Here is a 26,179-nt window from a genome sequence, read left to right on the forward strand (position 1 = left end):
ACACATCAGCACATGTAAGAGCGTTTCCGCGCGGGGCATGCCCCGTGCGGTGGCGGGGTTGTTCCTGAACAGGGCCCGGCGGGTGGGCCCGAGAGGGGGAAGGTCATGACGGAGACGGTGAGCGGCTCGGCGGCACGGCGCGGCAAGGGGGGCCGCAAGGGGCTGAAGGTCGAGCGCATTTTCACCACGCCCGGCGTGCATCCGTACGATGAGCTGCGCTGGGAACGTCGTGACGTCGTCATGACCAACTGGCGCGACGGCTCGGTCAACTTCGAGCAGCGCGGTGTCGAGTTCCCCGACTTCTGGTCGCTGAACGCGGTCAACATCGTCACGTCCAAGTACTTCCGCGGCGCGGTCGGCACGCCGCAGCGCGAATGGAGCCTGAAGCAGCTGGTCGACCGCGTCGTCCGCATGTACACGGACACGGCCCTCAAGGAGGGCTATTTCGCCACCGAGCAGGACGCCGAGATCTTCGACCACGAGCTGAAGTACGCGCTCGTCCACCAGCTCTTCAGCTTCAACTCGCCGGTCTGGTTCAACGTCGGCACCAAGTCGCCGCAGCAGGTTTCGGCGTGTTTCATCCTGTCGGTGGACGACACGATGGAGTCGATTCTCGACTGGTACAAGGAAGAGGGCGTCATCTTCAAGGGCGGGTCCGGCGCCGGCCTGAACCTGTCGCGCATCCGGTCCAGCAGGGAGCTGCTGTCGTCCGGCGGCACGGCCAGCGGACCCGTGTCGTTCATGCGCGGCGCCGACGCGTCCGCCGGGACGATCAAGTCGGGCGGCGCGACGCGGCGGGCCGCGAAGATGGTCGTGCTGGACGTCGACCACCCCGACATCGGGGAGTTCATCGAGACCAAGGCGCGCGAGGAGAACAAGATCCGCGCGCTGCGGGACGCCGGGTTCGACATGGACCTCGGCGGCAAGGACATCGGCAGCGTCCAGTACCAGAACGCCAACAACTCCGTCCGCGTGTCGGACGAGTTCATGCACGCCGTCGAGTCGGACGGCGAGTTCGGCCTGCGCGCCCGGATGACCGGCGAGGTCGTCGACACCGTCAAGGCCAAGGACCTGTTCCGGCTGATGGCGAAGGCCGCCTGGGAGTGCGCCGACCCCGGCATCCAGTACGACGACACGATCAACGACTGGCACACCAACCCCGAGACCGGCCGCATCACCGCGAGCAACCCGTGCTCCGAGTACATGAGCCTGGACAACTCGTCCTGCAACCTCGCGAGCATCAACCTGCTGAAGTTCCTCACGGACGACGGGACGTTCGACGTCCGGCGGTTCGTCAAGCTCACCGAGCTGATCATCACGGCGATGGACGTGTCGATCACCTTCGCCGACTTCCCGACGGAGAAGATCGCGGAGACGACCCGCGACTACCGGCAGCTCGGCATCGGCTACGCCAACCTCGGCGCGCTGCTGATGGCGTCCGGGCACGCCTACGACTCCGAGGGCGGACGGGCGCTCGCCGCGGCGATCACGTCGCTGATGACGGGCGTCGCCTACCGCCGGTCCGCGGAGATGGCGGGCGTCGTCGGCCCGTACGCGGGCTACGCGCGCAACGCCGAGGGGCACAAGCGCGTCATGCGCAAGCACGCCGCCGCCAACGACGGCATCCGCACGCTGGACGCGATCGACAAGGAGATCCACGCGGCCGCGGCGAAGCAGTGGCAGGAGTGCCTGAAGGTCGGCGAGAAGAACGGCTACCGCAACGCCCAGTCCTCGCTGCTCGCCCCGACGGGGACGATCGGGCTGATGATGGACTGCGACACCACCGGCATCGAGCCGGACCTCGCGCTGATGAAGTTCAAGAAGCTCGTCGGCGGCGGGTCCATGCAGATCGTCAACCACACGGTGCCGCGGGCGCTGGAGAAGCTCGGCTACCAGCAGGAGCAGATCGAGGCGATCGTCGAGTACATCGCCGAGCACGGCCACGTCGTCGACGCCCCCGGCCTGCGCACCACGCACTACGAGGTGTTCGACTGCGCGATGGGCGAGCGGGCGATCAGCCCGATGGGGCACGTCCGGATGATGGCGGCCGTCCAGCCGTTCCTGTCCGGCGCGATCTCCAAGACGGTGAACATGCCGGAGCAGGCCACCGTCGAGGACATCGAGAAGGTGTACTTCGAGGGGTGGCGGCTCGGCCTGAAGGCCCTGGCGATCTACCGCGACAACTGCAAGGTCGGCCAGCCGCTGTCCGCCGCCGGGAAGAAGGAGGCGGTCAAGGAGGCGCCGGCGGAGGCCGCGGGGGCGACGCGTCCGGTCCGCAGGCGGCTGCCGAAGCAGCGTCCGGCGACCGTCACGCGCTTCTCCGTCGCGGGCGCCGAGGGCTACATGACCGCGTCGTCCTACCCGGACGACGGCGTCGGCGAGGTGTTCCTCAAGCTCGGCAAGCAGGGCTCGACCCTCGCCGGTGTGATGGACGCCTTCTCCATGGCGATCTCGATCAGCCTGCAGTACGGCGTCCCGCTGGAGACGTGGGTGGAGAAGTTCACCAACATGCGGTTCGAGCCCGCCGGGATGACCGACGATCCGGACATCCGCATGGCCACCTCGGTGATGGACTACATCTTCCGCCGCCTGGCGCTGGACCACCTGCCCTTCGAGGAGCGGGCGGGTCTCGGCATCCTGACGGCGGAGGAGCGCGCCATGCAGGCGAACGGGGAGGACCCCGCCGCCCTGCACTCCGAGGACGAGGTCGACCACGAGTCCCTGGCCCAGTCCGCCGCGATCGCCCGTCCCGCACCGGTGGCGGCGGCGCCGGCGGGGGAGGCGCGCTCGTCCATGGAGGTCATCGAGTCCCGCCAGGGCCGCACCGCGGACGCGCCGCTCTGCCTCACCTGCGGCACGAAGATGCGTCCGGCGGGCAGCTGCTACGTCTGCGAGGGCTGCGGCTCCACCAGCGGCTGCAGCTGATCACGGAGGCGGGCGGTTTGAGGCGTCCGCGTTGAGCCATCCCCCGCCCGCCGCGCACCCGGCGGGCGGGGGATTCGTTCGTTCGTCAGGTCGCGTCGTTCTTGTCGTCGGCCGGGGCGGTCTCGGCGGTCTCGGCGGTCTCGGCCGGGCGAGTGCGGCGGGCGCCGGGGGCGCGGTGCTTCCGCGCCGCCTTGCGGGGGCCGGCCACCAGCAGATCGTCCTCGGAGCCTTCGGCGGCGGGTTCGGCGGGTGGCTCGGCGGGCGGCGGGTTCTTCGCCGATCGCCGGGCCCGGTGCTTCTTCCTGGGCTGCTTCGTCGTCTCGGACTGGGTTTCGGACTGGCTTTCGGCTTGGCGGAGCGATTTCACGAAGCTCGCCGCGTCCTCTTCGTCGTCGTCCGAACGGCGCAGCCGCTTCGTCACGATCCACTGGTCGAGGGTCAGCCGCCCGCCGGCGCCCGCGGCGAACAGCAGGCTCGCCAGGCCGAGGACGAGGACGAGCTCGTAGCCGTTCTCGACCGTCGCGCCGTCCACCATGAACAGGCCCTCGCCCGCGTGGACGAACACGAACGCGCCCGCCATGTCCGCGAACAGCAGCAGGCCGGTGACCGGCAGGGCGAGCCCGGCGATCAGCGCGGCGCCGCCCAGGAGTTCGGCGAAGGCGGCGTAGACGGCGGCGGCCGTGGGGAGCGGGACGCCGAGGTCGTCGAACGAGCGGCCCGTCGCGGTGATGCCCGCCTCGATCTTCTGCCAGCCGTGCGCCATGAACACGAGGCCCACGCCGAGCCGCGCGAGGACTGCCACGGCGTCGTACAACGGTCGAGGACGCATGCCGTCGCTCCTTGGGTGCGGTGATCCCCGGTTCGATCGGAGAGTATGACGGCCTTCATGCGGATTCGGCGACTGGCGCAGGTGAGAGCGGGTGCCAGACGCCTCCGGGGCGGTGCGTCATCGTTCTGCCGGTGCGGTTTTGGTCAGTGCCTCGGTGACGGTTTCGGCGGTGTGTTCTATGGCTTCGATGCCGTCCCGCATCGTGGGGTGGCGCTCGGAGACTGCGGCGATCAGGTAGCGGTGGCCTGCGTTGCGGACGATGCCGATGCTGGTGACCGTCCAGCGGCCGCCGTGGACGTCGCGGGGCAGCCAGCCGTTCTTGACCTCGGCGTCGGCGCCCGCGGCGCTCACGCCCCATGCCTGGTCGGGTGCAACGTCCCGCATCAGGCGGCGGACGTAGCGGCGCGCGTCCGGGGCGAGGGGGCTTTCTGGCGAAATCAGCGCGGTGAGCAGCCGGATCTGGTCGGCGGCGCTCGTTTCGGTCGACCCCCACGCGCCGCCGGGGCCTGGGTCGGTGTCGCGAAGGCCCAGTTCCTCGTTGGCGGACGCGAGGCCCGCGGAGCCGCCGATGGCGTGCCAGAGCGCGGAGGCGGCGGCATTGTCGCTCAGCGTGATCGCGCGCTCGGCCAAGCCTTTCTCGGCGGACGTGAGAGGACGTTCGCGGCGCTGCGCTTTGAGCAGCAGAGCCATGACGATGTCGACTTTGACGATGCTGGCCGTCGCCGTTCGCAGGCCCTTCCCGTAGGAGTACGAGATGCCGGTGGTCAGGTCCCGTACCGAAAGCGACAGGCTGCCCGGACGACCATCGAGGTAGTCACGGAGAGTCCGCGTGAGCGCTTCACGTTGCGTCGCGGTGAACGTGGGCGTGGGCGTGGGCGTGGACCTCTGTCGCGGAATGGGCGTCGTCACCGCAATCGTAGGGACGGGGACGGGCTCGTACACGAATGTCGAAGAACCGGCCACGAGGACGGCGGCCGCCGCGAGCAGGACGCCGGCAAGGAGGCCTGCGGCCTTGAACTGCATGATCGCGAGTGTCGTGAGAGCGGCGTTACCTTTGTGTTAGCCGTCCGCCGCCTGCGAGGGGAGAGTGAGCCGCGTGAAGAGCCACCAGTACGAGGTGTCGGTGACCTGGACGGGCAACACCGGGACGGGGACGAGTTCCTACCGTGCCTACGAGCGGGCCCATGAGGTGCGCGCGGACGGCAAGCCGCCGATCGCGGGCAGCGCCGATCCGAGTTTCCGCGGCGACCCCGCGCGGTGGAATCCGGAGGAATTGCTCGTCGCGTCCCTCTCGGAATGCCACATGCTGTGGTTCCTCCATTTGTGCGCCGTCGAGAAGATCGTGGTCACCGCGTACGAGGACAGCCCGCTCGGCACCATGACCGAGACTCCGGACGGCGGCGGACGGTTCGAGGAGGTCGTGCTCCGTCCCCGGGCGACCCTGGCCGATCCCGGGCGGGCCGCCCGCGCCGCCGAATTGCATCACCGGGCGAATGAGTTGTGCTTCATCGCGAACTCGATGAATTTCCCGGTCCGCCATGAACCGAGTTTCTAGAACCCGCCGATGGTGAGTTCGGTCAGCGGGCGCGGCCGCGGGGCTTGAGGGGAGTGGCGGGCAGCGCCGGCGCTGGAATGGGCGGCCCGTCGTAGCCGCGGACCACGCCGAAACGGTCGCCCGCCATCCAGTCCTGGCGCGCCCGGCCGATCTCGTCGCCCGTCCGGGCGACGAAGTTCCACCACATCACGAGCTTCTCCTCGAACGGCTCGCCGCCCAGCAGCACGAGCCCGCTGCCGCCGTCGGCGGCCCTGAGCGGCAGCTCGCGGCGGCCGCAGCCGAGGTACAGCATCGAGCCGGGTTCCACCCGCAACCCGTCGATCTCCGTTATGCCGGACATCGTGAGCGCGGCGTACTCGAAGTCGGGCTCGACCGGCAGCCGTGCTTCGGCGCCGTCCGCCAGGGTGATGTCCGCGCCCATGATCGGTGTGAAGGCCGTGCCGGGGGAGGCGGCTCCGTCCAATTGCCCCAGGATGACGGTGGCTCCGAAGCCAGGTTTCTGCACGACGGGCAGGTCGGCGTGATGCTCGAACGCGGGATCGGTGTGCCGGTGGGCGTCCGGCAGAGCGACCCACAGTTGGGCGCCGTGCAGGATGGCCGGATGGCTGCGCGGCGACTCCTCCGAGTGCGCGATGGCCCGTCCCGCCGTCATCAGCCCGAGTTCCCTAGGACGGACGGTCTGCAGGCTGCCCAGGCTGTCGCGGTGCAGTACTTCGCCGTCGTGCAGCCAGCTCACTGTCTGCAGCCCTATATGCGGATGCGGCGGCACCTGCATGCCCGGCTCGTCGGTGATGTCGTCCGGGCCGTAGTGGTCGACGAAGCACCAGGCGCCCACCATCCGCCGCCCGAGACTGGGCAGCAGCCGCTGGACGACTGTGCTCTCACCGAGCGGCACGCGTCGCGGGGGCAGGAGTTCATGCACGGGACGGCCTGGCACGTCGTCCCGTCCACCGCACTCGACCGGCTTCGGCCGGACGTCGAGATTGCTCACCGGCACCGTCCTTCCCACGACCGCCACCCGTAACGATGCCCAGAGGCCCCGCCGGCCAAGCCGAAAGACGGAATCAGCGGTAGGACGGCGGGGTTCGACTGTATGTGATGCACGGTGAGTACAAGGTCCCCGGTGGCAAGCTCGTCGTCGCCGACGTGGACGTCGTGGACGGGCTGCTGCGCGAACCGAGAATCAGCGGCGATTTCTTCCTGGAACCGGACCGCGCACTGGAGGCCATCAACGCCGTCCTGGACGGCCTCCCCGCTGGGCTCGACGCAAAGGCGATCGGCGCGCGCGTGGACGCCGGCCTACCGCAAGGCACGGTGATGCTGGGAATCACTGCGGAGGCCGTAGGAATCGCTGTGCGGCGCGCTGTCGCGCGTGCGTCGGACTGGCGCGACCACGACTGGCGGCTGATTCATGAGCCGCCGCAGGAGCCGGCCCTGCACATGGCGCTGGATCAGGTCCTCGCCGAGGAGGTCGGCTCGGGACGGCGTCCGCCGACGCTGCGGGTGTGGGAGTGGGCGTCGCCCGCTGTGGTCATCGGCAGTTTCCAGTCGCTGCGCAACGAGGTCGACGCCGCGGCGGCGGACCGGCACGGGGTGGACGTGGTCCGCCGCAACAGCGGCGGCGGTGCGATGTTCATCGAGCCGGGCAACACGATCACCTATTCGCTGTACGCGCCGGGGACGCTGGTGGCGGGCATGTCGTTCGCGGAGAGCTACGCGTTCCTGGACGACTGGGTGCTGGGCGCGCTCGGCGAGCTCGGGATCAAGGCGTGGTACCAGCCGCTGAACGACATCACGTCCGACCAGGGCAAGATCGCGGGTGCGGCGCAGAAGCGGCTCGCCGCCGGCGCGGTCCTGCACCACGTGACCATGGCGTACGACATCGACGCGGAGAAGATGCTGCGGGTGCTGCGGATCGGCCGGGAGAAGATCTCTGACAAGGGGATCGCCAGCGCGGTCAAGCGCGTCGACCCGCTGCGCCGCCAGACCGGCCTCGCCCGAGAGGAGATCATCGACCGCATGATCGGGCACTTCCGGACCCGGTACGGCCTGGTCGGCGACGAGGTGAGCGAGGACGAGCTGCGCCTCGCCCGCAAGTACGTCACGGACAAGTTCAGCACGCCGGAATGGACGGCCCGCGTCCCCTGACGCCTCCGCGCCACACACCCCCCGGAAGGGCCAAGCGTCAAGGTGAACAGACTGCCGAAACATGGTCGACGGCCAGGCCGGAACTCCACGACGATTCGGCGCGTCCCTCAATTGCAGGTCGCGAGGCCGCGCGACGGCCCGTAAGTTGAGGACATCGATCGATGATGAGGAGCGTTCATGTCGTTGCAGAAGGGCGCCAACACCGCGGTGCCGGTTCCCTCGGTCCGGGTCGAGCTCGGCTGGCAGAGTGGTCCTGGCGTGCCCGACGCGGACGCGTCCGCGCTCCTGCTTGCGGACACGGGACGGGTGCGTTCGGACGACGATTTCGTCTTCTACAACCAGCCCGCGCATAACTCGGGAGCGGTCCGCCATGACGGGAAGCAGCAGGGGCCGACCGTCCTGGACGTCCTGTCGATCGACCTGGACCGCGTAGAACCCGCCATAGACAGGATCGTCGTCGCGGCGTCCTCGGACGGAGGCGCGTTCGGCAAGTTCCAGGGGCTTTACGTGCGCGTGGTCGACGCGGCCGCCGGAACGGAGGTCGCGCGGTTCGACAGTGAGGGCGCGACGACTGAGACGGCGTTCGTCCTAGGCGAGCTGTACCGGAGGCAGGGTGCGTGGAAGTTCCGTGCCGTCGGCCAGGGGTACGACTCGGGCCTCGCTGGTCTGGCGACCGATTTCGGTATCTCGGTGGAGGACGAGCCCAGTAAGGCCGCCGCACCGCCGCCTCCCGCCCCGCCCGCTCCTCCGGCTCCTCCTACGCCGCCGCAGCCGCAGACGGCGCCTCCGCCGCCTCCCGGCGGGCAGTACGCACCGCCTCCGCCCCCGCCCCCGCCTGGGGGCCAGTACACGCCGCCTCCGCCTCCGCCCCCACCGCCTGGCGGCCAGTACGTCCCGCCCCCACCGCCCCAGCAGCAGGCGCAGCCCCAGCAGGCGCAACCCCAGCAGCCTCAGCAGGCGCAGCCTCAGCAGGGCGGCGGCACCATCTCGCTGACCAAGAACTCGCCGTCGGTGTCGCTCACCAAGCACGGCGCGACGTCCGGGCACATGCGGGTGAACCTCAACTGGACCGCGCGGGCGGGCGTCGCGAAGGGACGGCTCGGCAAGCGCCGCCGCGGCGTCGACCTCGACCTGGACCTGTGCTGCCTCTGGGAGCTCCGCGACGGCCGCAAGGGGATCATCCACGCCCTCGGCGACATGGGCGCCCTGGAGCGCGCGCCGTTCATCAAGCTCGACAAGGACGACCGGACCGGGGCGATCGAGACGGGTGAGAATCTTCACATCAACCTCGACCACACCGCGGACTTCAAGCGGATCCTGGTGTTCGCCGAGATCTACGACGGCGCCGAGGACTTCCGCGGCCTGGACGCGATCGCCACGCTGTTCCCGGTGGGCGCGTCGCCGATCGACATGCGGATGGACGACTGCGTCGACGCGTCCCGCGACGCCGTCCTCGCGCTCATCGAGAACGTGAACGGCGAACTGGTCGTCCGCCGGGAGGGCCGGTTCATCCTGCCGCCTCCCGGCCGTCCGCGCTGGGGGAAGATGTCGGTCGACCAGGCGTACGCCTGGAACCTGGAGTGGGTCGCCTCACGCGGCAAGGACTGAACGACCCCGTCGCGCATTACTGGGAAGGGTCCGGAACGTTGGCTGATGCTGCCGATTGTCCCGGGCCCGGCGCCAAGGGTAGGAACGTCGCATGAGCTCTGAGCGGCAGTACCCCGTCGTCCCAGCACCCCGTTTCGACGTTCCGCAGGAGGAGGCGGTCGAGCGCGTCCAGGCGTTCGCCGACAGGATGACGCTGCGGCGCACCGTGCGCGACTTCTCCAGCCGTCCAGTGCCGCCGGACGTCATCGAGCACGCGATCCGTGCGGCGGCGACCGCCCCGAGTGGGGCCAACCTTCAGCCCTGGCGGTTCGTGGTCGTCACCGACCCCGAACGCAAGCGGAGACTCAGGAAGGCCGCTGAGCAGGAGGAGCGGGAGTTCTACGAGCGGCGCGCCTCGCAGGAGTGGCTCGAAGCGCTGGCGCCGTTGGGCACCGACTGGCGCAAGCCGTTCCTGGAGGACGCCCCCGCGGTCATCATCGTCTTCGAGGTGCACAAGGGCCCGGAGACCCCGCGGCCTTACTACGTGAAGGAGTCGGTGGGCATCGCCGTAGGGTTCCTCTTGGCCGGACTGCACCAGGCGGGTCTGGCGACCCTCACGCACACGCCGAGCCCCATGAAGTTCCTGAACGAGGTGTGCGACCGTCCGCCGGAGGAACGCGCGTACGTGGTGATCCCGGTCGGCTACCCGGCGGACGACGCGATGGTCCCCGACATCACCCGCAAGCCGGTCGACGAGGTCATCATCGAGCTGTGACCCTCCGCGCGACGCGACCCTCCGCGCGGTGACCCTCCGCGCGGCTCACGCGGCTCACGCGGCCTTCACCGCGTCGGCGAGCTTCTTGTCGCGGGCCACCCGCACCAGGGCCGCGCTGAGCCGCGCGAGGTCCTTGTCGGGCACCTGGGAGGCGAGCTCGCCGGCGTCGGTGGGCAGGCCGAGCCGTTCGGCGCCCTTCCGCACCTGGCCGTCGATGTAGGGGCGCAGCCAGGGCCAGATGGACTGGGCCTCACGGCAGAAGATGTCCACGCCGGTGGGCCCGATGCCGGGGAACTCCTGGAGCAGTTCGGCCGCCTTCCGCGGGTCGCGTCCGGCCTCGATGGCGAGCCGCCGCAGATCGCCCTGGTACCTGTCCTGGACGATCTCGGCGGTGTCGCCGAGGCGGGACGCGGTGCTCTCGTCGTAGCGGACGTAGTGCCCGCGGCCGAGCGCGTCGACGCGTTCCTGCCAGGTCAGCTTGCTCATCCCGCGCGGTGTCCCGCCGCCCGCCTCGAACAGTTCGCGGGCCGCCGCCATGGCAATGCCGGACGAGATGCGCGCGCTCAGCAGGTTGGCCAGGACGAGCAGCTTGAAAAGCGCGGCCGGCTGGTCCTTCAGCGGTATGCCGGCCTCCTCGGCGAACGTTTCGCCGGACTCGTGCAGCAGCTTCTTCACGACGGTGTCCATGGCATGTACCTCCTGTCGTGGCCCGCCCTACCCGAGCCGGCAGGGATGACTCATGTCCGGGCGCGGGGCAGGGTCACAGAAGGCTGAGCTGCCCTTCCCCTGCGAGCGGGTCACGGTGCTTCTTGAGATGCCGCCAGCGCGGAAGGTCGTCCAGATAGGACCACGACAGCCGGTGATGCGGCGTAGGGCCCGACTCCTCGAGGGTCTTCTGGTGGGTAGGCGAGGGGTAGCCCGCACTGTCCGCGAATCCGTATCCGGGGAATTCGGCGTCGAGTTCTGCCATCAACCGGTCACGGTGAACCTTCGCCAGGACGGAGGCGGCCGCGACGGTGACGGACCTCTGGTCGGCCTTGACTTCGCAGCGCACTCGCCACGGGCGGCTTAGGAAATCGTGCTTGCCGTCCAGGATGACCACGTCAGGCGGGACGGGCAGCGACTCCAGCGCGCGGATCGCTGCACGCCGCAGCGCCTCGGTCATGCCGACCTTGTCGATCTCCTCGGGACTGGACGCGCCGATTGCGTGGCCTGCGAGCCATCCCGGCAGCACTTCGGCGAACGACTCACGGTGGGCTTCGGTGAGGAGCTTGGAGTCGGTGAGGCTGACCGTCCTCTTGCCGCGCCCCTGGAGGACGGGTGGCGGTGTCAGGTCGGTGACCGCCGCGCACACCACGACTGGGCCCGCCCAGGCGCCGCGTCCCACCTCGTCCACTCCGGCGATCGCGGCAGGACGGCGGCTCCCGGACGACATGGCCCGGAGTTCGTCCTCGATCTCGTAGCCCGCGACACGCGAGAGTTCCTTGGCGGCGGCGGCAGGGCCTGAGTCCAGTCCGGGCAGGGCGTGCGTGGGGTCGGTCGGCATGCGCCCATCATCGCAGCGGCCGTCCACTTCCGGACACTACAAATGGGCTGGTCCCGGGACCGAGGTCTTGCCCGTTCCGCACCAGGCCGGCGTGCCGGAGCCAACGAACAGGGCGCGGGGAGTCCCGTTCCGGGCGGTCCTGCGCTTTACTCGCTTCTGATGGCTTTGTTCGGCAGGTCTCGCTCCCGCCCGGCGAAGGATGCCGCGGCGCGGGATCTCTTCGAGCGCCTGCGATGGCGCTACTTCCAGGTCACCCCCGGCGTGAGATTCCTGGGCGGGGTACTGCTCATCGCTCTGGTCGTGTCCGCCACGGTGGTGCTGGAAGGGCCCGTCCTAGCCGCCGCGGCATTCTCGGTGATCCTGCTCATCGTCGTCCATCTGACGTTGCGTTCGCCCACGGGCATGGCGGTCGTCGCGGTGGTCGCGGCCTGGCTAGCTCTGTCGGTGCCTCTGGGAAGCATTTACCCGGACGAAGGGCACCCGTCGTACCTGAGCCCTGCACTGCTCCTGGCCTTGCTCGCACTCCCCGTGGCCTTCGTCGCGTTCCGGCTGCGCGGTTACAGGCCGTGGCGTTCCGCGCTCCTCGCGCTGAGCGCAGCGGGCGTGGTGACCGCGGCCCTTGCGCATCCTCTGCCGGAGGCGAGTGTGGCGCCAGGCTGGGTGACGGCCCTGGCCTTCCTCGCCTACCGCTGGGATCAGGCGCGGCGCACGGTGCCCGCCGAGGCGTACGAGACGGGCTGGGTCCAGGAACAGGCGGGACCGAAAGGGGACGGCACCGCAGGGCCGCGCAAGAACCCGTCCGGCAACGACAGGCGTGAACGCCCAGACCGGAGCGACAAAAACGACAGGCCCGAACGGTTCGACAAGGGCGACAGACCGAGTCGGCCTGGCAGATCCGATAGGCGCGTCCCAGACGACGAAGAAGCGGGCGTCTCAGCGGTCGTGCACACGGGCCATGACCAGCGCGCCGCCGCGCAGGCGGCCGATACCGCAGTCGCCGCGGAGCGTGCGAATCCCACGGAGACCCGCAAGGAAAGGGCTCCGGAGATCTCTGTGGCAGAAGCGCTCGCCGAGCTGGAGAACATGATCGGGCTTGAGCCGGTCAAACGGCAGGTCCGTTCCATCGCCGCGTCCATCGAGGCCGCGCACATGCGCGCCGCCGCCGGGGTGCCCACGGAGAAGCCCATGCGGCATTTCGTGTTCGTCGGGCCGTCGGGGACGGGCAAGACCACCGTGGCGCGCGTCCTGGCCAAAATCTTCTACGCCTTCGGGCTGCTGCCTGAGCCGGCCCTGGTCGAGGCGCATCGCGCCGACCTCGTCGGTGAGTTCCTGGGTGCGACGGCCCTGAAGACCAACCGGCTCGTTGACTCCGCCCTGGGCGGGGTGCTGTTCATCGACGAGGCGTACAGCCTGGCCAACTCCGCCGAGGGCCAGCCGGACCGGTTCGGTGACGAAGCCGTCCAGACGCTCCTCAAGCGCGCGGAGGACGATCGCGACAACCTGGTCATCATCCTTGCGGGATACGACGCGCAGATGGCCGAATTCCTCGACTCCAACCCTGGGCTGGCCTCACGGTTCGGCACACGAGTGCATTTCCCGTCGTACCGTCCTGCTGAACTACTCCGGATCGCTGACTACCACACCGGCCTCCGTGAGGACCGGCTCGACCCGGAGGCGCGGCAGCGGCTCGCCGCACGGTTCGAGGAAGTCGAACGGCGCGGAATCGTTGACGAACTGGGCAACGGACGGTTCGTCCGGTCATTGACCGAGGCGGCGGCGCGCGCGCGGGACGTGCGTGTGGTCGACGCCGTGTCCGCGTCCGCGGGCCCGGCGAACCCCAGCGCCGACGACCTGGTCACCCTGCGCGCCGAGGACGTCGAGGCCGCGTTCGCCGAGGTCACCGAGCGCTACCGCGGCTACGCCGAGACGCCGACGCTGGACGAGGCCCTCGGCTCGCTCGACGCGATGATCGGGCTCGAACCGGTGAAACGGCAGGTCCGCGAGATCGCCGCGCAGCTCCAGGTCGCCCGGATGCGCCAGGCGCAGGGCCTGGTCACCCGCCCGCCGACACGCCACTTCGTCTTCACCGGGCCGCCCGGCACCGGCAAGACGACCGTCGCGCGCGTGCTCGGCCGCATCTTCGCCGCGTCCGGGCTCCTCGCCCGTCCCGAAGTGGTCGAAGCGCAGCGGGCGGACCTCGTCGGCGAACATCTGGGCGCGACGGCGCTCAAGACGAACAAGGTGGTCGACTCCGCGCTCGGCGGTGTGCTTTTCGTCGACGAGGCGTACGCGCTGAGCAACCCGGGCTACACCGGTGGGGACGCGTTCGGCGCGGAGGCCGTGCAGACGCTGCTCAAGCGCGCCGAGGACGATCGCGACCGTCTCGTCATCGTCTTTGCGGGCTACGAGGCCGAGATGGACCGTTTCCTGACGTCCAACCCTGGACTGGCCTCACGATTCGACATCCGCGTCGACTTCCCCTCCTACGGGCCGGACGAGCTGCTCCGCATCGCCCAGCTCATCGCCGAAGAAGGCGGCGACCAGTGGGAGGAACGCGCTCTCGACGACCTCGCCCTGGTATTCCAGCGCGCGTGCGGGTCGGGCCGTATCGACGAGCTGGGCAACGGCCGTTTCGCCCGCTCCATGTACGAGAAGGCGAGCGCACGCCGGGCGCTGCGGGCCGCACGGCTCGGCGACGCCGCGACCACCGCCGACCTCACGGTCCTCACCACTGAGGACGTCCGCGACGCATTCGCCGAACTCACCCACCGCCTGGCCTGACCCCGTAAGCGCGGGTGCCGTGCCATCCCTGTCCTGGGCGTGCGCTGTAATCGGGGCATGACCTCGGTGACGTGGGCGCAGGTGCTGGCCTGGCGGATGCGGCGGCAGTTCATCGAATCCGCCGGTGATGCGTCGGCGGTGCAGATAGCGCGGCGGCTAGCGGGTGTGCAGGCGCAGGTCGCCTCAGCGGCGGAATTCGCCGTCGCGGTCCGGCAGACGGCTCCCGAAGCGGGTGCGGTGCAGCGGGCGCTCCTGGACGAACGGACTCTCGTCAAGACCTGGGCGATGCGTGGAACCCTGCATCTGCTGCCCGCGGACGAGGCCGCCGCCTATCTCGTCCTGTGCGCCGCCGTGCGCAACTGGGAGAAACCCGTCTGGCAGAGGAACTTCGGTGCCACGCCGGCCGATCTGGAGGCGATCGCCGAAGCCGCTACCGGCGCGCTGGCCGACGGCGCGATCCTCACGCGCGAAGAGCTCACCGCGGCCGTCGTCGAGGAGACCGGCTCAGGACATCTGGCCGAAGTGCTCGGTTCCGGCTGGGGCACCCTGCTCAAGCCACTGGCCTGGTGGGGCGTCCTCTGTCACGGGCCGTCGCAGGGCACCCGCGTGACGTTCACGTCGCCAGAGCGGTGGCTGCCGGGCTGGACGGGCCTGCCGTCCGTGGAGGACGCCGCCCGGACGGCCGTTCACGCGTTCCTCGGTGCGCACGGGCCCGCAACGCCCGACATGTTCGACAACTGGCTGATGCGCAAGCTGAACCGCAAGAAGGACGTCAAAGCCTGGTTCACCGCGGCCGAGGACGGGCTCGCCACAATCGACGTGGAGGGCGTGCAGATGTACGTCCTGGACGAACACCGCGACGAGCTCTTGAACACCGAACCGAGTACGTCCGTGCGGTTGCTCGGGGCCTTCGACCAGTACGTCCTGGGCGCCGGGACGAGCGCGCCCTATCTCGTACCGGCGGAGCGCCGTAAGGCAGTGAGCCGCGCGGGAGGCTGGATTTCTCCCGTCGTCCTGTACGAGGGACGTGTCGCGGGCGTCTGGGAGGCGAAAGACGGCGGCGTGGCCGTCACCGCTTTCGAGGACGTTCCCGCAGACCCGCTCAACGACGAACTGGCCCGGCTGGAAGCGCTGCTGTCCTGACAACTGCGGCGCGACCCGGATCGAAGCGTGTGCGGAGTGCTCATCTAGGGTGCCGACCATGGACGATCGCGACGAAACGGCCGATCGGCGCGACGAGGTGGACGGGCCGGCCGGGCCGGACGAGCCGGACGTGTACCGGCAGACGCGGTACAAGGCACCGGACGGCGCGGCCGAGATTCTGCTGATCCGGCACGGCGCCTCTGAGCCCGCCCATCCGGACCGGCCGTTCCCGCTCGTGGACGGCCAAGGCGATCCCGAACTCGCGCAGGAGGGGCACGCACAAGCGGATCGTCTCGGTGAGCGCCTCGCCGAGGAGAACCTCGACGCGATCTATGTGACGCCCCTGCGACGCACGTCCCAGACCGCGGCCCCGCTGGCCCGTCGCCTGGGACTGGAGCCTCGCGTTGAGCCCGGCCTACGCGAGGTGTATCTCGGCGAATGGGAAGGCGGCCTGTTCCGGAAGATGGTCGCCGATGGCGATCCGGTCGCGCAGCGCATGTTCGCCCAGGAGCGCTGGGACGTCATTCCCGGAGCGGAAGCCAACGAGGTGTTCGCGGGACGGGTCGACGCCAGCCTCACCCGGCTCGCGGCCGCGCACGCGGGAGGCCGGATCGCCGTGTTCACCCACGGCGGTGTGATCGCCCAGGCGCTCGCGGCCGCGACCGGGGCCAGGCCGTTCGCGTTCCTCACCCCCGACAACGGGTCCATCTCGTCGCTGGTGAGGCTCGGTGAGCTGTCGTCCATCCGTGGGTTCAACGACGTCTCCCACCTGGACTGGTCCGTAGCCGCACCATTGACATAGGCGCGTGACATAGACGCGTGGTGCTAAACGCGGAAGCGGAGACGCTGGCCCGGACGCAACTGCGCGGCGTCGGCCACGTCGGCTGAGGCGAGCACGGCGACCACCGGGTAGCCGCCGGTCGTCGGATGGTCGGCCAGGAAGATGATGGGCATTCCGCTGGGCGGCACCTGAAGCGAACCGGTGACCATGCCCTCGCTGCCCAGCTCGCCTTCGCGGACACGGACCAGTGGCGGACCGTCCAGCCGTACGCCCACGCGGTTGCTGTCCGGTGACACGACGTAGGCAGCGGACGTGAGCGTGGCCATCGCATCCTTGGCGAACCAGTCATCACGTGGGCCGGGCAGGATGCGCAGCACTGGAGTCTCAGGCAGGGAGGGCGCGGGCGCGACGTCCACAGCGATTTCGCCGAATCCTTTAGCGGACCCCATCGGAAGGCGGTCACCAGGCGAGAGTGGTGCTGGGCCGAGCCCCGACAGCAGGTCCGTCGAACGACTTCCCAGAACCTCCTCTACAGCGACCCCACCGCGCACGGCGAGATAACTGCGCAGCCCAGACGACGGCGTACCGAACTCGACCAGCCCGCCGTCCCGGACATGGCACGGCGCATTCATCCCATACGCACGGCCGTCGATGCAGAGCGGCACTGGCGCTCCCGTGACCGAGATCCAGGCGTTCCGGTGAAAACGCAAGGCCGCCCCACCGAGCGTGAACTCCACGGCCGCCGCGCCCTCGGGATTGCCGACGAGCCGGTTGGCCAGCCGGAAGGCGCGCTCGTCCGCGGCTCCGGAACGCGGCACGCCCAGGTGCGCGCGGCCCGGCCGCCCGAGGTCCTGGACGGTCGCCAGCGGCCCCGGCCGCACGATCTCGATCAACGCACGACCTCGATCACGACGGTTCCCCGGGCACGAAGCGGACGCGCGTCCCCGGCCTGAGCAGCGACGGAGGGTCGCGGGTCACGTCCCACAGCCGCAGCCCGGAACGTCCGAGCAGGCGCCAGCCGCCCGGCGACCGGGACGGGTAGACGGCCGCGTACGGCCCCGCGATCGCCACCGAACCCGCCGGCACGGAGGTCCGCGGCGACTCGCGCCGTGCCACGTGCAGAGCTGGGTCGAGGCCCGTGAGGTAACCGAACCCGGGGGAGAATCCAAGATAGGCGACCGTGTACGAGGCTGAGACGTGCCGGTGGACGACGTCGTCGCGGGACAGTCCGGTGAGCGCGGCGACCTCGTCCAGGTCCTCCCCGTCGTAGACGACGGGTATCTCCACCGGCTCCACGTCTCCCGCCGCATCTTCAGGTAGCCGTATTCGTGGAAGCCGTGTGGCGAGACGGTCCAGATCGGCCGACGGGTCGACTATCACCAGGACGGTCTGTTCCCCAGGGACGACGTCCACGACCCCTGGCAGCGGATCGTCCCGCAGTGCGGCGTTCAGGCGGTGCGCGGTCACGAGGTCGCCGGTCTCTACAAGCAGGGCCGCGTCACCGGCGCGCAGCACTCTCACGCGAACGGCTCCAGTGCGACCCCCGCCTCGGAAAGCGCCGCCCGTACCGACCGGGCCAGTTCCACAGCGCCGGGAGTGTCGCCGTGCACGCACATGGAACGGGCGTCCAGCGCGACCTCCCCGCCGTCCACGGAAACGACAGTGCCTTCTACAGCCATCCTGACGGCGCGCTGGACGACGGCGTCCCGGTCATGCACGACGGCTCCGGGTTCACGGCGCGACACGAGCCGACCGGACGGCGTATAGGCCCGGTCAGCGAAACACTCGGCGACCACGGTGAGCCCCTCGGCGACGTCACGCACTGCGGAACCGGCCAGTGTCAGCAGTGGAAGCGAAGGATCGTACGCCCGTACCGCATCGGCCACCGCGCGGGCCTGGACGTCGTCGCGCGCCACCCGGTTGTACAGCGCCCCGTGCGGTTTCACGTAGGCGACGCGTCCGCCTTCCGTGCGCGCTATGCCGTCCAGTGCGGCGACCTGGTAGAGGACCTCGGCGGTCAGTTCCGGTGGGGCCACGTCCATCTCACGGCGTCCGAAACCGGCCAGGTCCCGGTACGACACCTGCGCGCCGATCGTCACCCCGCGCTCGACGGCCGCCGCGCACACCCGCCGCATGATGAGCGGATCGCCCGCGTGGAACCCGCACGCCACGTTCGCGCTCGTGATGACGTCGAGCAGCGCCAGGTCGTCGCCGAGCTCCCAGACGCCGAACCCCTCGCCGAGGTCGGCGTTGATGTCGATGACCGCCATGCCCAAGACCTACCACTGATCGTCGCGCTTCAGACGGCCTCCTCGCGCACGTCCTCCACCTCGTGCCTGGACGCCCACGCCTGGTACACGCCACGGTCGAACAGCTCCAGCCCCAGCCGTTCCGCTACGGGCGCCTCACCGCCGCTGTATTCCACGCGCAGCCAGCCGTCGTGTTCGCCCAGAACCACGAACGGCTCGCCGTGCCAGGTGCAGTGCGTCGTGACGTACCGCAGATGCTCCACGTCCGACAGCGGCACCACGTTGACGTACCGATCCGGCGAGATCCGCCTGAAACCGTCGGCGTGCTGCGTGGTGTAGAGCCGGACCAGGTCGCCGTCCGGGCTCGCCTCGTACTCGGCGCCGCGCCAGCCCGCGTAGAAGCCGTGCCGGACGCTCACCCCGACCCTCCCGGGAGCTTCACGAGCCACCTGCGCAGATCGGCGTCGTAGGACGCCACCAGCGACTCCGTTCCCGCGGTGCCGAGCCGGTACAGCCCGGCGCCGTGCGGCAGCCGCTGGCTCTCGATCTTGAACTCGGGGACGGCCGGGCCGCCCGGCGCGCCGACCCGGCGGAACAGCGGCGGCTTCACCGCCGGCCAGCGGATCACGAAGATCTGCTCGTCGGCCGGCGTGAAAGTCGAGCCCTCGTACGCCAGCCCGAGCCCGCCGATCAGCGTCGCCGGGGTCGTCATCTCCGCGACGTCCTCGACCCGGTGCACGTACCCGGCGACCAGGTCGTAGCCGCCGTCCAGGTAGTGCTGGACGTGTTCGGGCCGCACCGCCTTCTGCATGATCACGACCTGCGGCGCGCTTGTGAGCGTCTCTGAGCCCTCGGGAACGCCGGTCGGGAGCCGAGGTTCGGACGGCGGCGGAGAGGGGCTCTCCGGCGGGCTGGGAGCCGTCCCGGCGGCGGCGGAGTCGCTCGGCGGCGCCTCGGCGGGAGCGGGTTCGGCGCCGCGAGGTCCGGCGCCGGGCTCGAGGAGCGCGTTCGCGTCCAGGTAGGCCGCGCTCGGCAGGCCCGGGTTGATCGCGAGCTGCCAGGCCGGGTGCGGCCAGCCGCGCGCCAGCTCCGCCAGGGACGCCTCCCGGTGGAGCGCGGCCTGCCCTTGCAGAGAGAGGCTCATCGCCTCAAGAGAGGTGAACGCCAGCACGAACGTGCCGTCGCCGAACCGGGCCGTAGCGAACTGGTGGTCGGCGGCTACCGCGTCCCCTGGAGCGGGCAGATACAGGACAGCGCGTGCCAGCAGGTCCAGGTACCCGTGCTGGTCGCCGCGTTCACGGGCGTCCGCTAGTGCGGCCTCCAGATCGGAGCCGGACGGGCTGGCGGGATCGCTCTCAGCCTCGGGCACGGCCAGCGGGATGCCGAGACCCGGCAACGCCAGCGGACCACCGTCCGGCCCGGCCCGGCTCGCCTGATAGACGAGTTCGAGCGGCGATTCGATGTGGTAGGCGTCGCGGAACGCCCCGACCATCAGCCCGGCGAGGAGGGCGGATGTCTCCAGCTGCTCCGCCGACACCCGGTCGCCGCGGTCACGACGGTCGCGGTGCTCGCGCAGGGTGAATTGCTGCCACCAGTTCTTGCGCTCTTCCTCGTCCGGCGGCTCCCAGCCGAGCGCCCTCAGCCGCCGCTCCTGTCGCGGAGCCAGCGGCCGGGGCAGGAACGCGCTCCCGACTGCCTCGGCGTCGAACAGCCCCTCGGACCTCATCGCCTGGACGTAGGGCAGCCCGCTTGGACCCTGCAAGATGACGAACGACGTGACCGGCAGGCGTGACAGTTCCAGCGTCAGCCGCTTGGCGAAGTCGTTCCAGTCCACAGGGGGTCCACTCTCACGTCCGTGGGGCGGCGGAAATGCATTACCCGACGGTAGCCGAATGCGAGTCAGTCGGTCCGCGGAGCCGGAACGGCGTCGGCCTTCACAGGCGCCCACACGCCGCCTATGGCGTCGTAGACCGCGAGCGGTGTCTCGTCGCCCTCACCGGCTGAGCGCCAGAGGCGAGTGCCATGGGGCGGACGCATCGGGATGCCCACCGGCGGCTGTGCGCCTGCGGCGGGCTTCCTGTTCGTCGGCGCGCCCAGGGGAAGCGCAGCGGCATTCTCCGCCTTGGCGTTCTCAGCTTCGGCAGGCGCCGGTTCGGCGGGCTTCGGTGCGACGGCCTCCTGCGGGAAGTTCTCCCGTAGGGCGCTTTCCGGCTCGCCGGTGCCTGTCCCAAGCGCCGCCCGTAGCTCGGCAGTGGAGTACGGGTCGATGGCGGTGTGGGAGTCTTCGTGCGGCCGGTTCACGGCAGGGGCCGAACCATTGGTCGCTGGGATCGAGCCACCGGCGACGGGGTTGGGCCCGGCGAGCGCGTTCGGATCGACCTTCCCGTACGGGTTGGGCACGTCCGGCGTAAGGGACGGCGCCGCGCCCGCTCCTCCGTCCATGCGGGAGATGACGGACGAGTCCAGAAGCACCTCACTGGGAAGCCCCCAGTTGATGGCCAACCGCCAGGTCGGGTCAGGCCAGCCGGACGCCAGACGGGCGAACGACGTGCGCCGGTAGAGGCCGGGGTGCCGGTCGCCGGTACGGGCCAGGGCGCCGGGCGAGGTGAACACCGTGACGTAGGTGCTGCTGCCGATCGTGATGGTGGGGAACTCGGCGCGGTCGGGATCCTCCACCGCCGGTGCCGTCGCCGGCAGAACCAGGTCGGCGTTGGCCAGCAGCCTGAAGTACGCGGTGTTGTCGCCGTTCGCCTTGGCCTCGGCCAGGCGCGCCTCAAGCCGATCGATGTCCGCGCTGGGGAGGCCCTCCGGCGCCCCAGGAGTTCCTCCCGGCAGCGCCCCGGCTGGCAGTGAACCCGCCTCGGCGAGCAGGTCGCCGGACGCGCGGCCGGACGACGCGCGGCGCTTGTTCACGCGCGACGGGTCCGCCACGTCGATGCCGAAGTCGGACAGCTCGATCAGCCCGGTGCCGTGCCGGTGGAACGACTCGTACACGAGGTCGGACGGCCGCCGGACGCCCTGGACGTCGCGCAGCGCGGTCACCATCACGTCCGCCAGCCGCGAGAAGTCGCCGGCGGACACCGACGGCATCCCGCCGGGCGTGCCGAACTCCGGCAGCTCCGTCCACCAGTTGCGCGGGGCGGGGTCGGAGGGCGGGCGCCAGCCCGCGTCGCTCATGACCTCCTCGTCGGCCAGCGTGAGCAGCAGCGGCCCTTCGAGGAAGTTGTTGCTGACGGCCTCGGCGTAGAGCCGGTCGGGCTCCCGCATGGCCTGCACATAGTGCCGGCTCTCATCGCGCTCCCGCACGATGAGGATGGTGTCCCGTTCGAGACCCGCCAGCTCACGACCCAGCCGACGGGCGAACTCGGACCACTCCAACAAGATCACTCCCTACGACCGGAGGCCGGCCCCCCGGGCCCCCGCGAGACCATGCCCGAGAACCGATGATTACCTCCGGGGACGCCGCGTGCAAACCGGGAGTTCACTCCGGCGGGGGTTCGTGACGCAGCACATGCAGGGCCTCGCGGAGCGCCTCCGGGTCGTCCCCGCAGCGGTCCAGGACGTCGATGAGTTTGTGCAGGATCTCGTGGCGTTCGTAACCGATGTCGAGCAGTGATTGTGCGGTATCCCACAACTGCGGGGGGTCGCCGTCCCACAGACGTTCGGCAAGGCGTTCGTGCGCGTTCAGGTGTTCTTCGTCCGCGCCTGGGTGCTCGAACTCCAGGATGATGCGGCGGTCGTCGTGGTCGGCCGGATCCAGGGTCGACAGGTTGATGAAACCGTGCCGCCCTGAGCGCCTGTGGGTGCCGGACAGGAACGGCAGCGCGAACGCCCGCCGCGGCAGTGCCTCGAGGTCGCCGTCGGGTAGCAGCCGGCCGACCAGCTCACGGTCGAGACCGAATGCGGACGGGTCGCGGTAAGCCTCGGCGAACTTCGCGGTGGCGTCCCATAGGGCGTCCAGCGTCGCCCTGATGCCCTCCTCGGGCAGCCCCGTGCGTTTGCCCGCCCACCGCACCCACGCCGCCAGCACGTGCGGGACGGCCTCCTGTTCGGTCGGGGACAGCAGAACCTTCCGCGGCAACCAGTCGAGCAGGAACATCTCGCACTTGATTGGGCTCACCCGCAACGGCCGCCCGAAGTCGTGGGTGCAGCCGTAGTCGATGATTCGGTCGACGCACCGGCTCGCAGCGGAGCGGTCGGACAGGTCCTCGGCCTCGTCCGACGCAAGGAATCGCGCCGCGATCGTTGCCCGCCTGTCGCGTCCGTACACCGGAGGCTGGGGGAGCCGCCCGCCGGGCGGCAGGATGTCCACGCGCGCGCGGACGAAGGCGTGGTAGGAGCCGAAGTTCTCGTTCACCGGCGGATCGTCTGTGTCGTCAGTGAGGTCCAGCGCGCTCTGCAGCAGTGCCCTTGCGTCCCGCGAGTCGACGGGCTCGAACCGCATCAGCGGGTTGTCGCGACCCTCACGGCGGCAGTGCTCCAAAAGCGTGTCGACCTTGGACGAGACCCAGGCGTCCCTGACCATCCCGGGCATCGGCGGCCGTCCAGCACGCGCGGCCCGGGCGAATGGGTCGCCGGCGGGCGGGACGGCCCCGGCCTTGTTGCGATCGACCAGGATGACCAGTGCGTGCCGTTCCGTGCCCCCGTAGGTGTAGGTGCAGACGATGGAGTCCTGGTCGCCGTAGACGTCCCTGGACACGAAGCACTCCTCGGGAGCCACCATCCCCACCCGGTCGGCCCATCCCGGCCTGGCGACGCCGTTGCCCATCAGCTCCAGCGCCGCGCGTTCGGCCTTGGCTGCCTGGCGGGGGGTGCCCATGTAGGCCATTCCGATGAGCAATGCAAGCGCGGCCGGGGTTCCCGCCGTTCCCGCGTAGTCGACCAGTGCTTCGCCGATGACCTCCTCGACGTCGCCGTCCGGCACCCGCTTTCCCCACCACGCGCCGAGGATCTCGCTGACGATGAGTTCGGCGTCCAAGGGGCTGCGCACGGCCAGCAACTCGCGGGCGTGCTGCAGCATGCCGTCGAAGATCGCGGTGACCTCGTCGGGGGGTGTCGATCCCGCTCGGCCCGGTTCCCCGGAGGAACGGTGGTGGCGACGGGGATTCACCCTCCTAGCCTCTCAGATCGGCCGCGGGCGCTGTCCAGGACACGTCCGAACACGGGACGGCGGCCACCTGCGACACGCGAAGGGGCCGCTCAGCCGTCGACCCCGTTGACCGGGGCGCGTCCAGAGGGCGGTTCCGATTTCAGAATGCCGGTGAGGTGTTCACGCGCCATTCGCTCGACGCTGGCGGGCGTGGCCTCCAGACCGAGGTGCGCCATGCATGCCTGGACGTCGGCCACGCAGCGCCGCACCCTGTCCGCGTGGAAGGACGCGAACTCCTCGCAGAGCCGTCGCGCGAGTGCGTCGCGAGTCTCGCTCCGGTGATCGGCCAGTGCAGGCATCAGCGCATACCTCCGCGCACGGGTATCCCTGAATGTCCCATTCCAGCGCTTCTGCGAAGAGAGTCAATAGATATCGGGACGACGTTGGGCAAATTCTGCGCCGTCCTCGCCGGAGGCCCCGTCTGCCGGGGTCGCGTCTGCCGGGGTCGCGTCCGCCGCCCAGCCCGCGTGGTGCCGTGCCGCCCAGTCGGGCTCCACGCGTCCGGTCACCATCGCGTTGAGCGCGCCACGATCCCGGAACGCCTCCCACAGGTGCCCGGCCGTCACCACGACGACGACGAGGAAGAGCCAGTCGTGGACGAACGTGGCGCCCGTCCGCCACCGGTCTCCCCAGGGGTCGGGGAACGTCATGATCTCGCCGGTGCCGAGCATCAGCAGGATCGCGCCCGCAGTGAACGCCGCGTTCAGTTTCTGCCCCGCGTTGAACTTGCCCACGGGAATTACTCCGCGCCCGTCCTGCACAGCCCTCCGGTCACGACGCTTCAGCCACTCCCAGTCGTGCGGGGCGAATCTGTTCAACCGTCTCAGGTCGGCCCTAAAGGCGCGGGAGACGAGACCGAGCACGATGGGCACGGGCAGTGCGAATCCGCACCACACATGGACGGTCTTGAGCGTCTCCCGCTGGCCCACCAACGTCGACAGCAGCGGCAGGTACAGGCACGCGGCGGTCACCAGGCAGACCAGCATCAGCAACGCGGTCACGTGGTGGATCGACCGCTCCGCCAGGGTGAACCGCACCAGCCACGTCCGTTCGGACGAGGTCGTGTCACGTCGGCGCATCGTCCCGCCCGTTCGACCGTCCCACCCAGGCGTCTACGTCGTAACCGAGCTTCTCCCAGTAACCGGGAATGACCTTGTCGGTCAGTTCGATGCCGCCGAGCCACTTCAGCGATTTGTAGCCGTACATGGGCGCCACGTAGAGGCGCGTCGGCCCACCGTGATCGTGCGTCACGGGCTTGCCTTCCATCCGCGTCGCCACAAGGACGTCCCGCCGGCGCGCCTGCTGCAGCGTCAGCGACTCCGTATAGACGCCGTCGAACGACGTGAATCGCACGGCACGGGCCTTACTCGACACTCCGACCGCGTCCAGCAGATCGGGGAGAGCCACGCCCACCCAACGCACGTCTGGCACACGCCAGCCCGTCACGCACTGGAAGTCCTTGTCGAGCACCGTCTGGGGGAACCGCGCCAAGTCGGCCATCCCGAACGACTGCGGCTTGTCGACAAGGCCGCCAACGGTCACACGATGGGTGGCCGCACTGTGCCGCTTCACGCTCCCCGTGACGGAGTAGTAGCGGAACCCGCCAGCCGCAGGCAGGACGTCCCCGATGGGCCCTACCGGTGCTAAGGCACGGCTCACGCCGTCCTGAATGGACGCTCCCACGGCGACCCCCGCCGCACCGAGACCGAGCATCCCGAGCACAACCCGCCGCCCGACGGGACTGCCTTCCGCCCGTTCGTCCTCGTTCACCTGTCCATTCGAACACCGCGGCACGCCCCGCACCAGGTTCCGGGCGTGGCCGTAAGACTTCTGACAGATCCGGGGCGGGCTCTAAGCTAGGCGCATGGCCACGAAGGTTCATCTTGCCCAGCGTCCGGAAGCCGACGAACTGCTCGGACGCAGCCCGCTGGCCGCGCTGGTCGGCATGCTCCTAGACCAGCAGGTCCCGATGGAATGGGCGTTCACCGGCCCCTACACCATCGCCCAGCGGCTCGGCACCGACGACCTGGACGCGCACGAGATCGCCGCCTACGACCCGGAGCGCTTCGCGGCGCTGCTGTCGGAGAAGCCCGCCGTCCACCGGTACCCCGGCTCCATGGCCAAGCGGGTGCAGCAGTTGTGCCAGTACCTCGTTGACAACCATGACGGTGACGCCGAAAAAGTCTGGAAGGGCGTCGACAGCGGCAAGGAACTGTTCAAACGACTCAACGGCCTCCCCGGGTACGGCAAGCAGAAAGCACAGATCTTCGTGGCGCTGCTCGGCAAGCAGTACGGGATCCAGCCGGACGGGTGGCGCGAGGCCGCCGGGGCCTACGGGGAAGAAGGTTCTCACCGGTCCGTCGCCGACATCACCGGTCCCGAGTCGCTCGCCAAGGTCCGCGCCTTCAAGCAGGAACAGAAATCCGCGGCCAAGGCCGCCAAATAAGAGCGTCCCGCTACGGGCGGGAGAAGCTGGCCGGAACTCGCCGAACAAGCCGAGTTGACGCCCTGTGACCCCCGAGCGCCGTAACATCTCCTACTCGCCGTCCTGGCGGGCCGCCTCCGCGTCCTCCGCGACGGTGTCCGAATCCGACGTGTTCGCCTGTGGCCGAAGGGGACAAGGATGTTCATCAGGGCTTCCGTACGCGGCGAACCATCGAGATGATGAATACCTGACTCCGACGGTGTTGTGATGGAGGCGGGAGCGCTAG

The 26,179-nt window shown here is 69.9% G+C and carries 24 protein-coding genes; 9 read left to right on the forward strand and 15 right to left on the reverse strand.

From position 1 onward, the window contains the following. Positions 1–105 precede the first annotated feature (105 nt). Positions 106–2,925, forward strand: a complete 2,820-nt coding sequence (locus tag ACH35V_RS23790) for a vitamin B12-dependent ribonucleotide reductase (protein WP_395975171.1) — start codon at positions 106–108, stop codon at positions 2,923–2,925. 85 nt (positions 2,926–3,010) lie between these two features. Here ACH35V_RS23790 and ACH35V_RS23795 read toward each other — a convergent pair whose 3' ends face one another. Further along, positions 3,011–3,754, reverse strand: a complete 744-nt coding sequence (locus tag ACH35V_RS23795; RefSeq protein ID WP_395975172.1) for a DoxX family protein — start codon at positions 3,752–3,754, stop codon at positions 3,011–3,013. Between the two features lie 117 nt (positions 3,755–3,871). After that, a complete protein-coding gene (locus tag ACH35V_RS23800; protein WP_395975173.1) occupies positions 3,872–4,777 on the reverse strand; it encodes a serine hydrolase in 906 nt (301 codons plus the stop codon). 73 nt (positions 4,778–4,850) lie between these two features. Between ACH35V_RS23800 and ACH35V_RS23805 the strand changes: the two genes are divergently transcribed. Beyond that, a complete protein-coding gene (locus tag ACH35V_RS23805) occupies positions 4,851–5,309 on the forward strand; it encodes an OsmC family protein (protein ID WP_395975174.1) in 459 nt (152 codons plus the stop codon). 22 nt (positions 5,310–5,331) lie between these two features. On the opposite strand, the gene ACH35V_RS23810 is transcribed toward ACH35V_RS23805, so the two are convergent. Then, positions 5,332–6,300: a pirin family protein gene (locus ACH35V_RS23810; RefSeq protein ID WP_395975175.1), complete on the reverse strand. Its 969-nt coding sequence runs from the start codon at positions 6,298–6,300 to the stop codon at positions 5,332–5,334. Positions 6,301–6,407: 107 nt separating this feature from the next. Between ACH35V_RS23810 and ACH35V_RS23815 the strand changes: the two genes are divergently transcribed. The 3 genes from ACH35V_RS23815 to ACH35V_RS23825 all read left to right on the forward strand — a co-directional run bounded on the left by ACH35V_RS23815 (position 6,408) and on the right by ACH35V_RS23825 (position 9,819). Further along, complete coding sequence (locus tag ACH35V_RS23815; protein ID WP_395975176.1) at positions 6,408–7,457, forward strand: biotin/lipoate A/B protein ligase family protein; 1,050 nt, start codon at positions 6,408–6,410, stop codon at positions 7,455–7,457. A 177-nt stretch (positions 7,458–7,634) separates the two neighbouring features. After that, positions 7,635–9,065, forward strand: a complete 1,431-nt coding sequence (locus tag ACH35V_RS23820; RefSeq protein ID WP_395975177.1) for a TerD family protein — start codon at positions 7,635–7,637, stop codon at positions 9,063–9,065. Positions 9,066–9,156: 91 nt separating this feature from the next. Next, positions 9,157–9,819, forward strand: a complete 663-nt coding sequence (locus ACH35V_RS23825) for a nitroreductase family protein (RefSeq protein WP_395975178.1) — start codon at positions 9,157–9,159, stop codon at positions 9,817–9,819. Positions 9,820–9,873: 54 nt separating this feature from the next. On the opposite strand, the gene ACH35V_RS23830 is transcribed toward ACH35V_RS23825, so the two are convergent. Together ACH35V_RS23830 and ACH35V_RS23835 are read right to left on the reverse strand one after the other, a co-directional pair. Then, positions 9,874–10,506, reverse strand: coding sequence for an endonuclease (locus ACH35V_RS23830; protein ID WP_395975179.1), 633 nt, complete (start codon positions 10,504–10,506; stop codon positions 9,874–9,876). Between the two features lie 73 nt (positions 10,507–10,579). Continuing rightward, on the reverse strand, positions 10,580–11,254 hold the full coding sequence (locus ACH35V_RS23835; RefSeq protein WP_395975720.1) for a ribonuclease HII: 675 nt from the start codon (positions 11,252–11,254) through the stop codon (positions 10,580–10,582). A 270-nt stretch (positions 11,255–11,524) separates the two neighbouring features. Between ACH35V_RS23835 and ACH35V_RS23840 the strand changes: the two genes are divergently transcribed. Genes ACH35V_RS23840 through ACH35V_RS23850 form a run of 3 tightly spaced genes read left to right on the forward strand, consistent with a single transcriptional unit; the run spans position 11,525 to position 16,091 of the window. Further along, complete coding sequence (locus tag ACH35V_RS23840) at positions 11,525–14,146, forward strand: AAA family ATPase (RefSeq protein ID WP_395975180.1); 2,622 nt, start codon at positions 11,525–11,527, stop codon at positions 14,144–14,146. A gap of 57 nt (positions 14,147–14,203) precedes the next feature. Next, positions 14,204–15,289, forward strand: coding sequence for a winged helix DNA-binding domain-containing protein (locus ACH35V_RS23845; protein WP_395975181.1), 1,086 nt, complete (start codon positions 14,204–14,206; stop codon positions 15,287–15,289). Between the two features lie 58 nt (positions 15,290–15,347). Then, entirely contained in the window at positions 15,348–16,091 is a 744-nt protein-coding gene (locus ACH35V_RS23850) for a histidine phosphatase family protein (protein ID WP_395975182.1), read from the forward strand. A 23-nt stretch (positions 16,092–16,114) separates the two neighbouring features. Here the strand turns inward: ACH35V_RS23850 and ACH35V_RS23855 are convergent, their stop codons facing one another. The 10 genes from ACH35V_RS23855 to ACH35V_RS23900 all read right to left on the reverse strand — a co-directional run bounded on the left by ACH35V_RS23855 (position 16,115) and on the right by ACH35V_RS23900 (position 25,238). Next, positions 16,115–16,963 carry a biotin-dependent carboxyltransferase family protein gene (locus ACH35V_RS23855; RefSeq protein WP_395975183.1) on the reverse strand — a complete coding sequence of 283 codons (849 nt, stop codon included), beginning with the start codon at positions 16,961–16,963 and terminating at the stop codon, positions 16,115–16,117. Positions 16,964–16,976: 13 nt separating this feature from the next. Further along, complete coding sequence (gene pxpB, locus ACH35V_RS23860) at positions 16,977–17,591, reverse strand: 5-oxoprolinase subunit PxpB (RefSeq protein ID WP_395975184.1); 615 nt, start codon at positions 17,589–17,591, stop codon at positions 16,977–16,979. Next, positions 17,588–18,340 carry a LamB/YcsF family protein gene (locus ACH35V_RS23865; RefSeq protein WP_395975185.1) on the reverse strand — a complete coding sequence of 251 codons (753 nt, stop codon included), beginning with the start codon at positions 18,338–18,340 and terminating at the stop codon, positions 17,588–17,590. The genes pxpB and ACH35V_RS23865 overlap by 4 nt, the downstream gene beginning before the upstream one ends. A gap of 29 nt (positions 18,341–18,369) precedes the next feature. Further along, positions 18,370–18,738 (reverse strand): hypothetical protein, encoded by a 369-nt coding sequence (locus ACH35V_RS23870; RefSeq protein WP_395975186.1) that lies wholly within the window; start codon positions 18,736–18,738, stop codon positions 18,370–18,372. Continuing rightward, positions 18,735–20,153, reverse strand: coding sequence for an SseB family protein (locus ACH35V_RS23875; protein ID WP_395975187.1), 1,419 nt, complete (start codon positions 20,151–20,153; stop codon positions 18,735–18,737). Before ACH35V_RS23875 ends, ACH35V_RS23870 begins: the two co-directional genes overlap by 4 nt. A 65-nt stretch (positions 20,154–20,218) precedes the next feature. Continuing rightward, complete coding sequence (locus ACH35V_RS23880) at positions 20,219–21,700, reverse strand: SseB family protein (RefSeq protein WP_395975188.1); 1,482 nt, start codon at positions 21,698–21,700, stop codon at positions 20,219–20,221. A 100-nt stretch (positions 21,701–21,800) separates the two neighbouring features. Further along, complete coding sequence (locus ACH35V_RS23885; RefSeq protein WP_395975189.1) at positions 21,801–23,339, reverse strand: hypothetical protein; 1,539 nt, start codon at positions 23,337–23,339, stop codon at positions 21,801–21,803. A gap of 179 nt (positions 23,340–23,518) precedes the next feature. Further along, positions 23,519–23,767 carry a hypothetical protein gene (locus tag ACH35V_RS23890; RefSeq protein ID WP_131964860.1) on the reverse strand — a complete coding sequence of 83 codons (249 nt, stop codon included), beginning with the start codon at positions 23,765–23,767 and terminating at the stop codon, positions 23,519–23,521. A gap of 63 nt (positions 23,768–23,830) precedes the next feature. Next, on the reverse strand, positions 23,831–24,547 hold the full coding sequence (locus tag ACH35V_RS23895) for a cytochrome b/b6 domain-containing protein (protein ID WP_395975190.1): 717 nt from the start codon (positions 24,545–24,547) through the stop codon (positions 23,831–23,833). Then, the gene (locus ACH35V_RS23900; RefSeq protein ID WP_395975191.1) at positions 24,534–25,238 is read right to left on the reverse strand and encodes a molybdopterin-dependent oxidoreductase; all 705 of its coding nucleotides are present in this window, start codon (positions 25,236–25,238) and stop codon (positions 24,534–24,536) included. The genes ACH35V_RS23895 and ACH35V_RS23900 overlap by 14 nt, the downstream gene beginning before the upstream one ends. Before the next feature lie 94 nt (positions 25,239–25,332). Between ACH35V_RS23900 and ACH35V_RS23905 the strand changes: the two genes are divergently transcribed. Continuing rightward, positions 25,333–25,914, forward strand: a complete 582-nt coding sequence (locus ACH35V_RS23905) for an HhH-GPD-type base excision DNA repair protein (protein WP_395975192.1) — start codon at positions 25,333–25,335, stop codon at positions 25,912–25,914. The last annotated feature ends 265 nt before the right edge of the window (positions 25,915–26,179 follow it).

It is taken from the genome of Actinomadura sp. 1N219 (genome assembly GCF_044326405.1).
Lineage (GTDB): Bacteria > Actinomycetota > Actinomycetes > Streptosporangiales > Streptosporangiaceae > Spirillospora.

What these genes read in the sequence shown, in the direction of transcription:
- ACH35V_RS23790 (WP_395975171.1), top strand. Translation starts at nt 106, where the DNA reads ATGACGGAGACGGTGAGCGGCTCGGCGGCACGGCGCGGCAAGGGGGGC.
- ACH35V_RS23795 (WP_395975172.1), bottom strand. Translation starts at nt 3,754, where the DNA reads ATGCGTCCTCGACCGTTGTACGACGCCGTGGCAGTCCTCGCGCGGCTC.
- ACH35V_RS23800 (WP_395975173.1), bottom strand. Translation starts at nt 4,777, where the DNA reads ATGCAGTTCAAGGCCGCAGGCCTCCTTGCCGGCGTCCTGCTCGCGGCG.
- ACH35V_RS23815 (WP_395975176.1), top strand. Translation starts at nt 6,408, where the DNA reads ATGCACGGTGAGTACAAGGTCCCCGGTGGCAAGCTCGTCGTCGCCGAC.
- ACH35V_RS23820 (WP_395975177.1), top strand. Translation starts at nt 7,635, where the DNA reads ATGTCGTTGCAGAAGGGCGCCAACACCGCGGTGCCGGTTCCCTCGGTC.
- ACH35V_RS23825 (WP_395975178.1), top strand. Translation starts at nt 9,157, where the DNA reads ATGAGCTCTGAGCGGCAGTACCCCGTCGTCCCAGCACCCCGTTTCGAC.
- ACH35V_RS23830 (WP_395975179.1), bottom strand. Translation starts at nt 10,506, where the DNA reads ATGGACACCGTCGTGAAGAAGCTGCTGCACGAGTCCGGCGAAACGTTC.
- ACH35V_RS23835 (WP_395975720.1), bottom strand. Translation starts at nt 11,254, where the DNA reads ATGTCGTCCGGGAGCCGCCGTCCTGCCGCGATCGCCGGAGTGGACGAG.
- ACH35V_RS23840 (WP_395975180.1), top strand. Translation starts at nt 11,525, where the DNA reads ATGGCTTTGTTCGGCAGGTCTCGCTCCCGCCCGGCGAAGGATGCCGCG.
- ACH35V_RS23845 (WP_395975181.1), top strand. Translation starts at nt 14,204, where the DNA reads ATGACCTCGGTGACGTGGGCGCAGGTGCTGGCCTGGCGGATGCGGCGG.
- ACH35V_RS23850 (WP_395975182.1), top strand. Translation starts at nt 15,348, where the DNA reads ATGGACGATCGCGACGAAACGGCCGATCGGCGCGACGAGGTGGACGGG.
- ACH35V_RS23865 (WP_395975185.1), bottom strand. Translation starts at nt 18,340, where the DNA reads ATGGCGGTCATCGACATCAACGCCGACCTCGGCGAGGGGTTCGGCGTC.
- ACH35V_RS23885 (WP_395975189.1), bottom strand. Translation starts at nt 23,339, where the DNA reads ATGCTGCAGCACGCCCGCGAGTTGCTGGCCGTGCGCAGCCCCTTGGAC.
- ACH35V_RS23890 (WP_131964860.1), bottom strand. Translation starts at nt 23,767, where the DNA reads ATGCCTGCACTGGCCGATCACCGGAGCGAGACTCGCGACGCACTCGCG.
- ACH35V_RS23895 (WP_395975190.1), bottom strand. Translation starts at nt 24,547, where the DNA reads ATGCGCCGACGTGACACGACCTCGTCCGAACGGACGTGGCTGGTGCGG.
- ACH35V_RS23905 (WP_395975192.1), top strand. Translation starts at nt 25,333, where the DNA reads ATGGCCACGAAGGTTCATCTTGCCCAGCGTCCGGAAGCCGACGAACTG.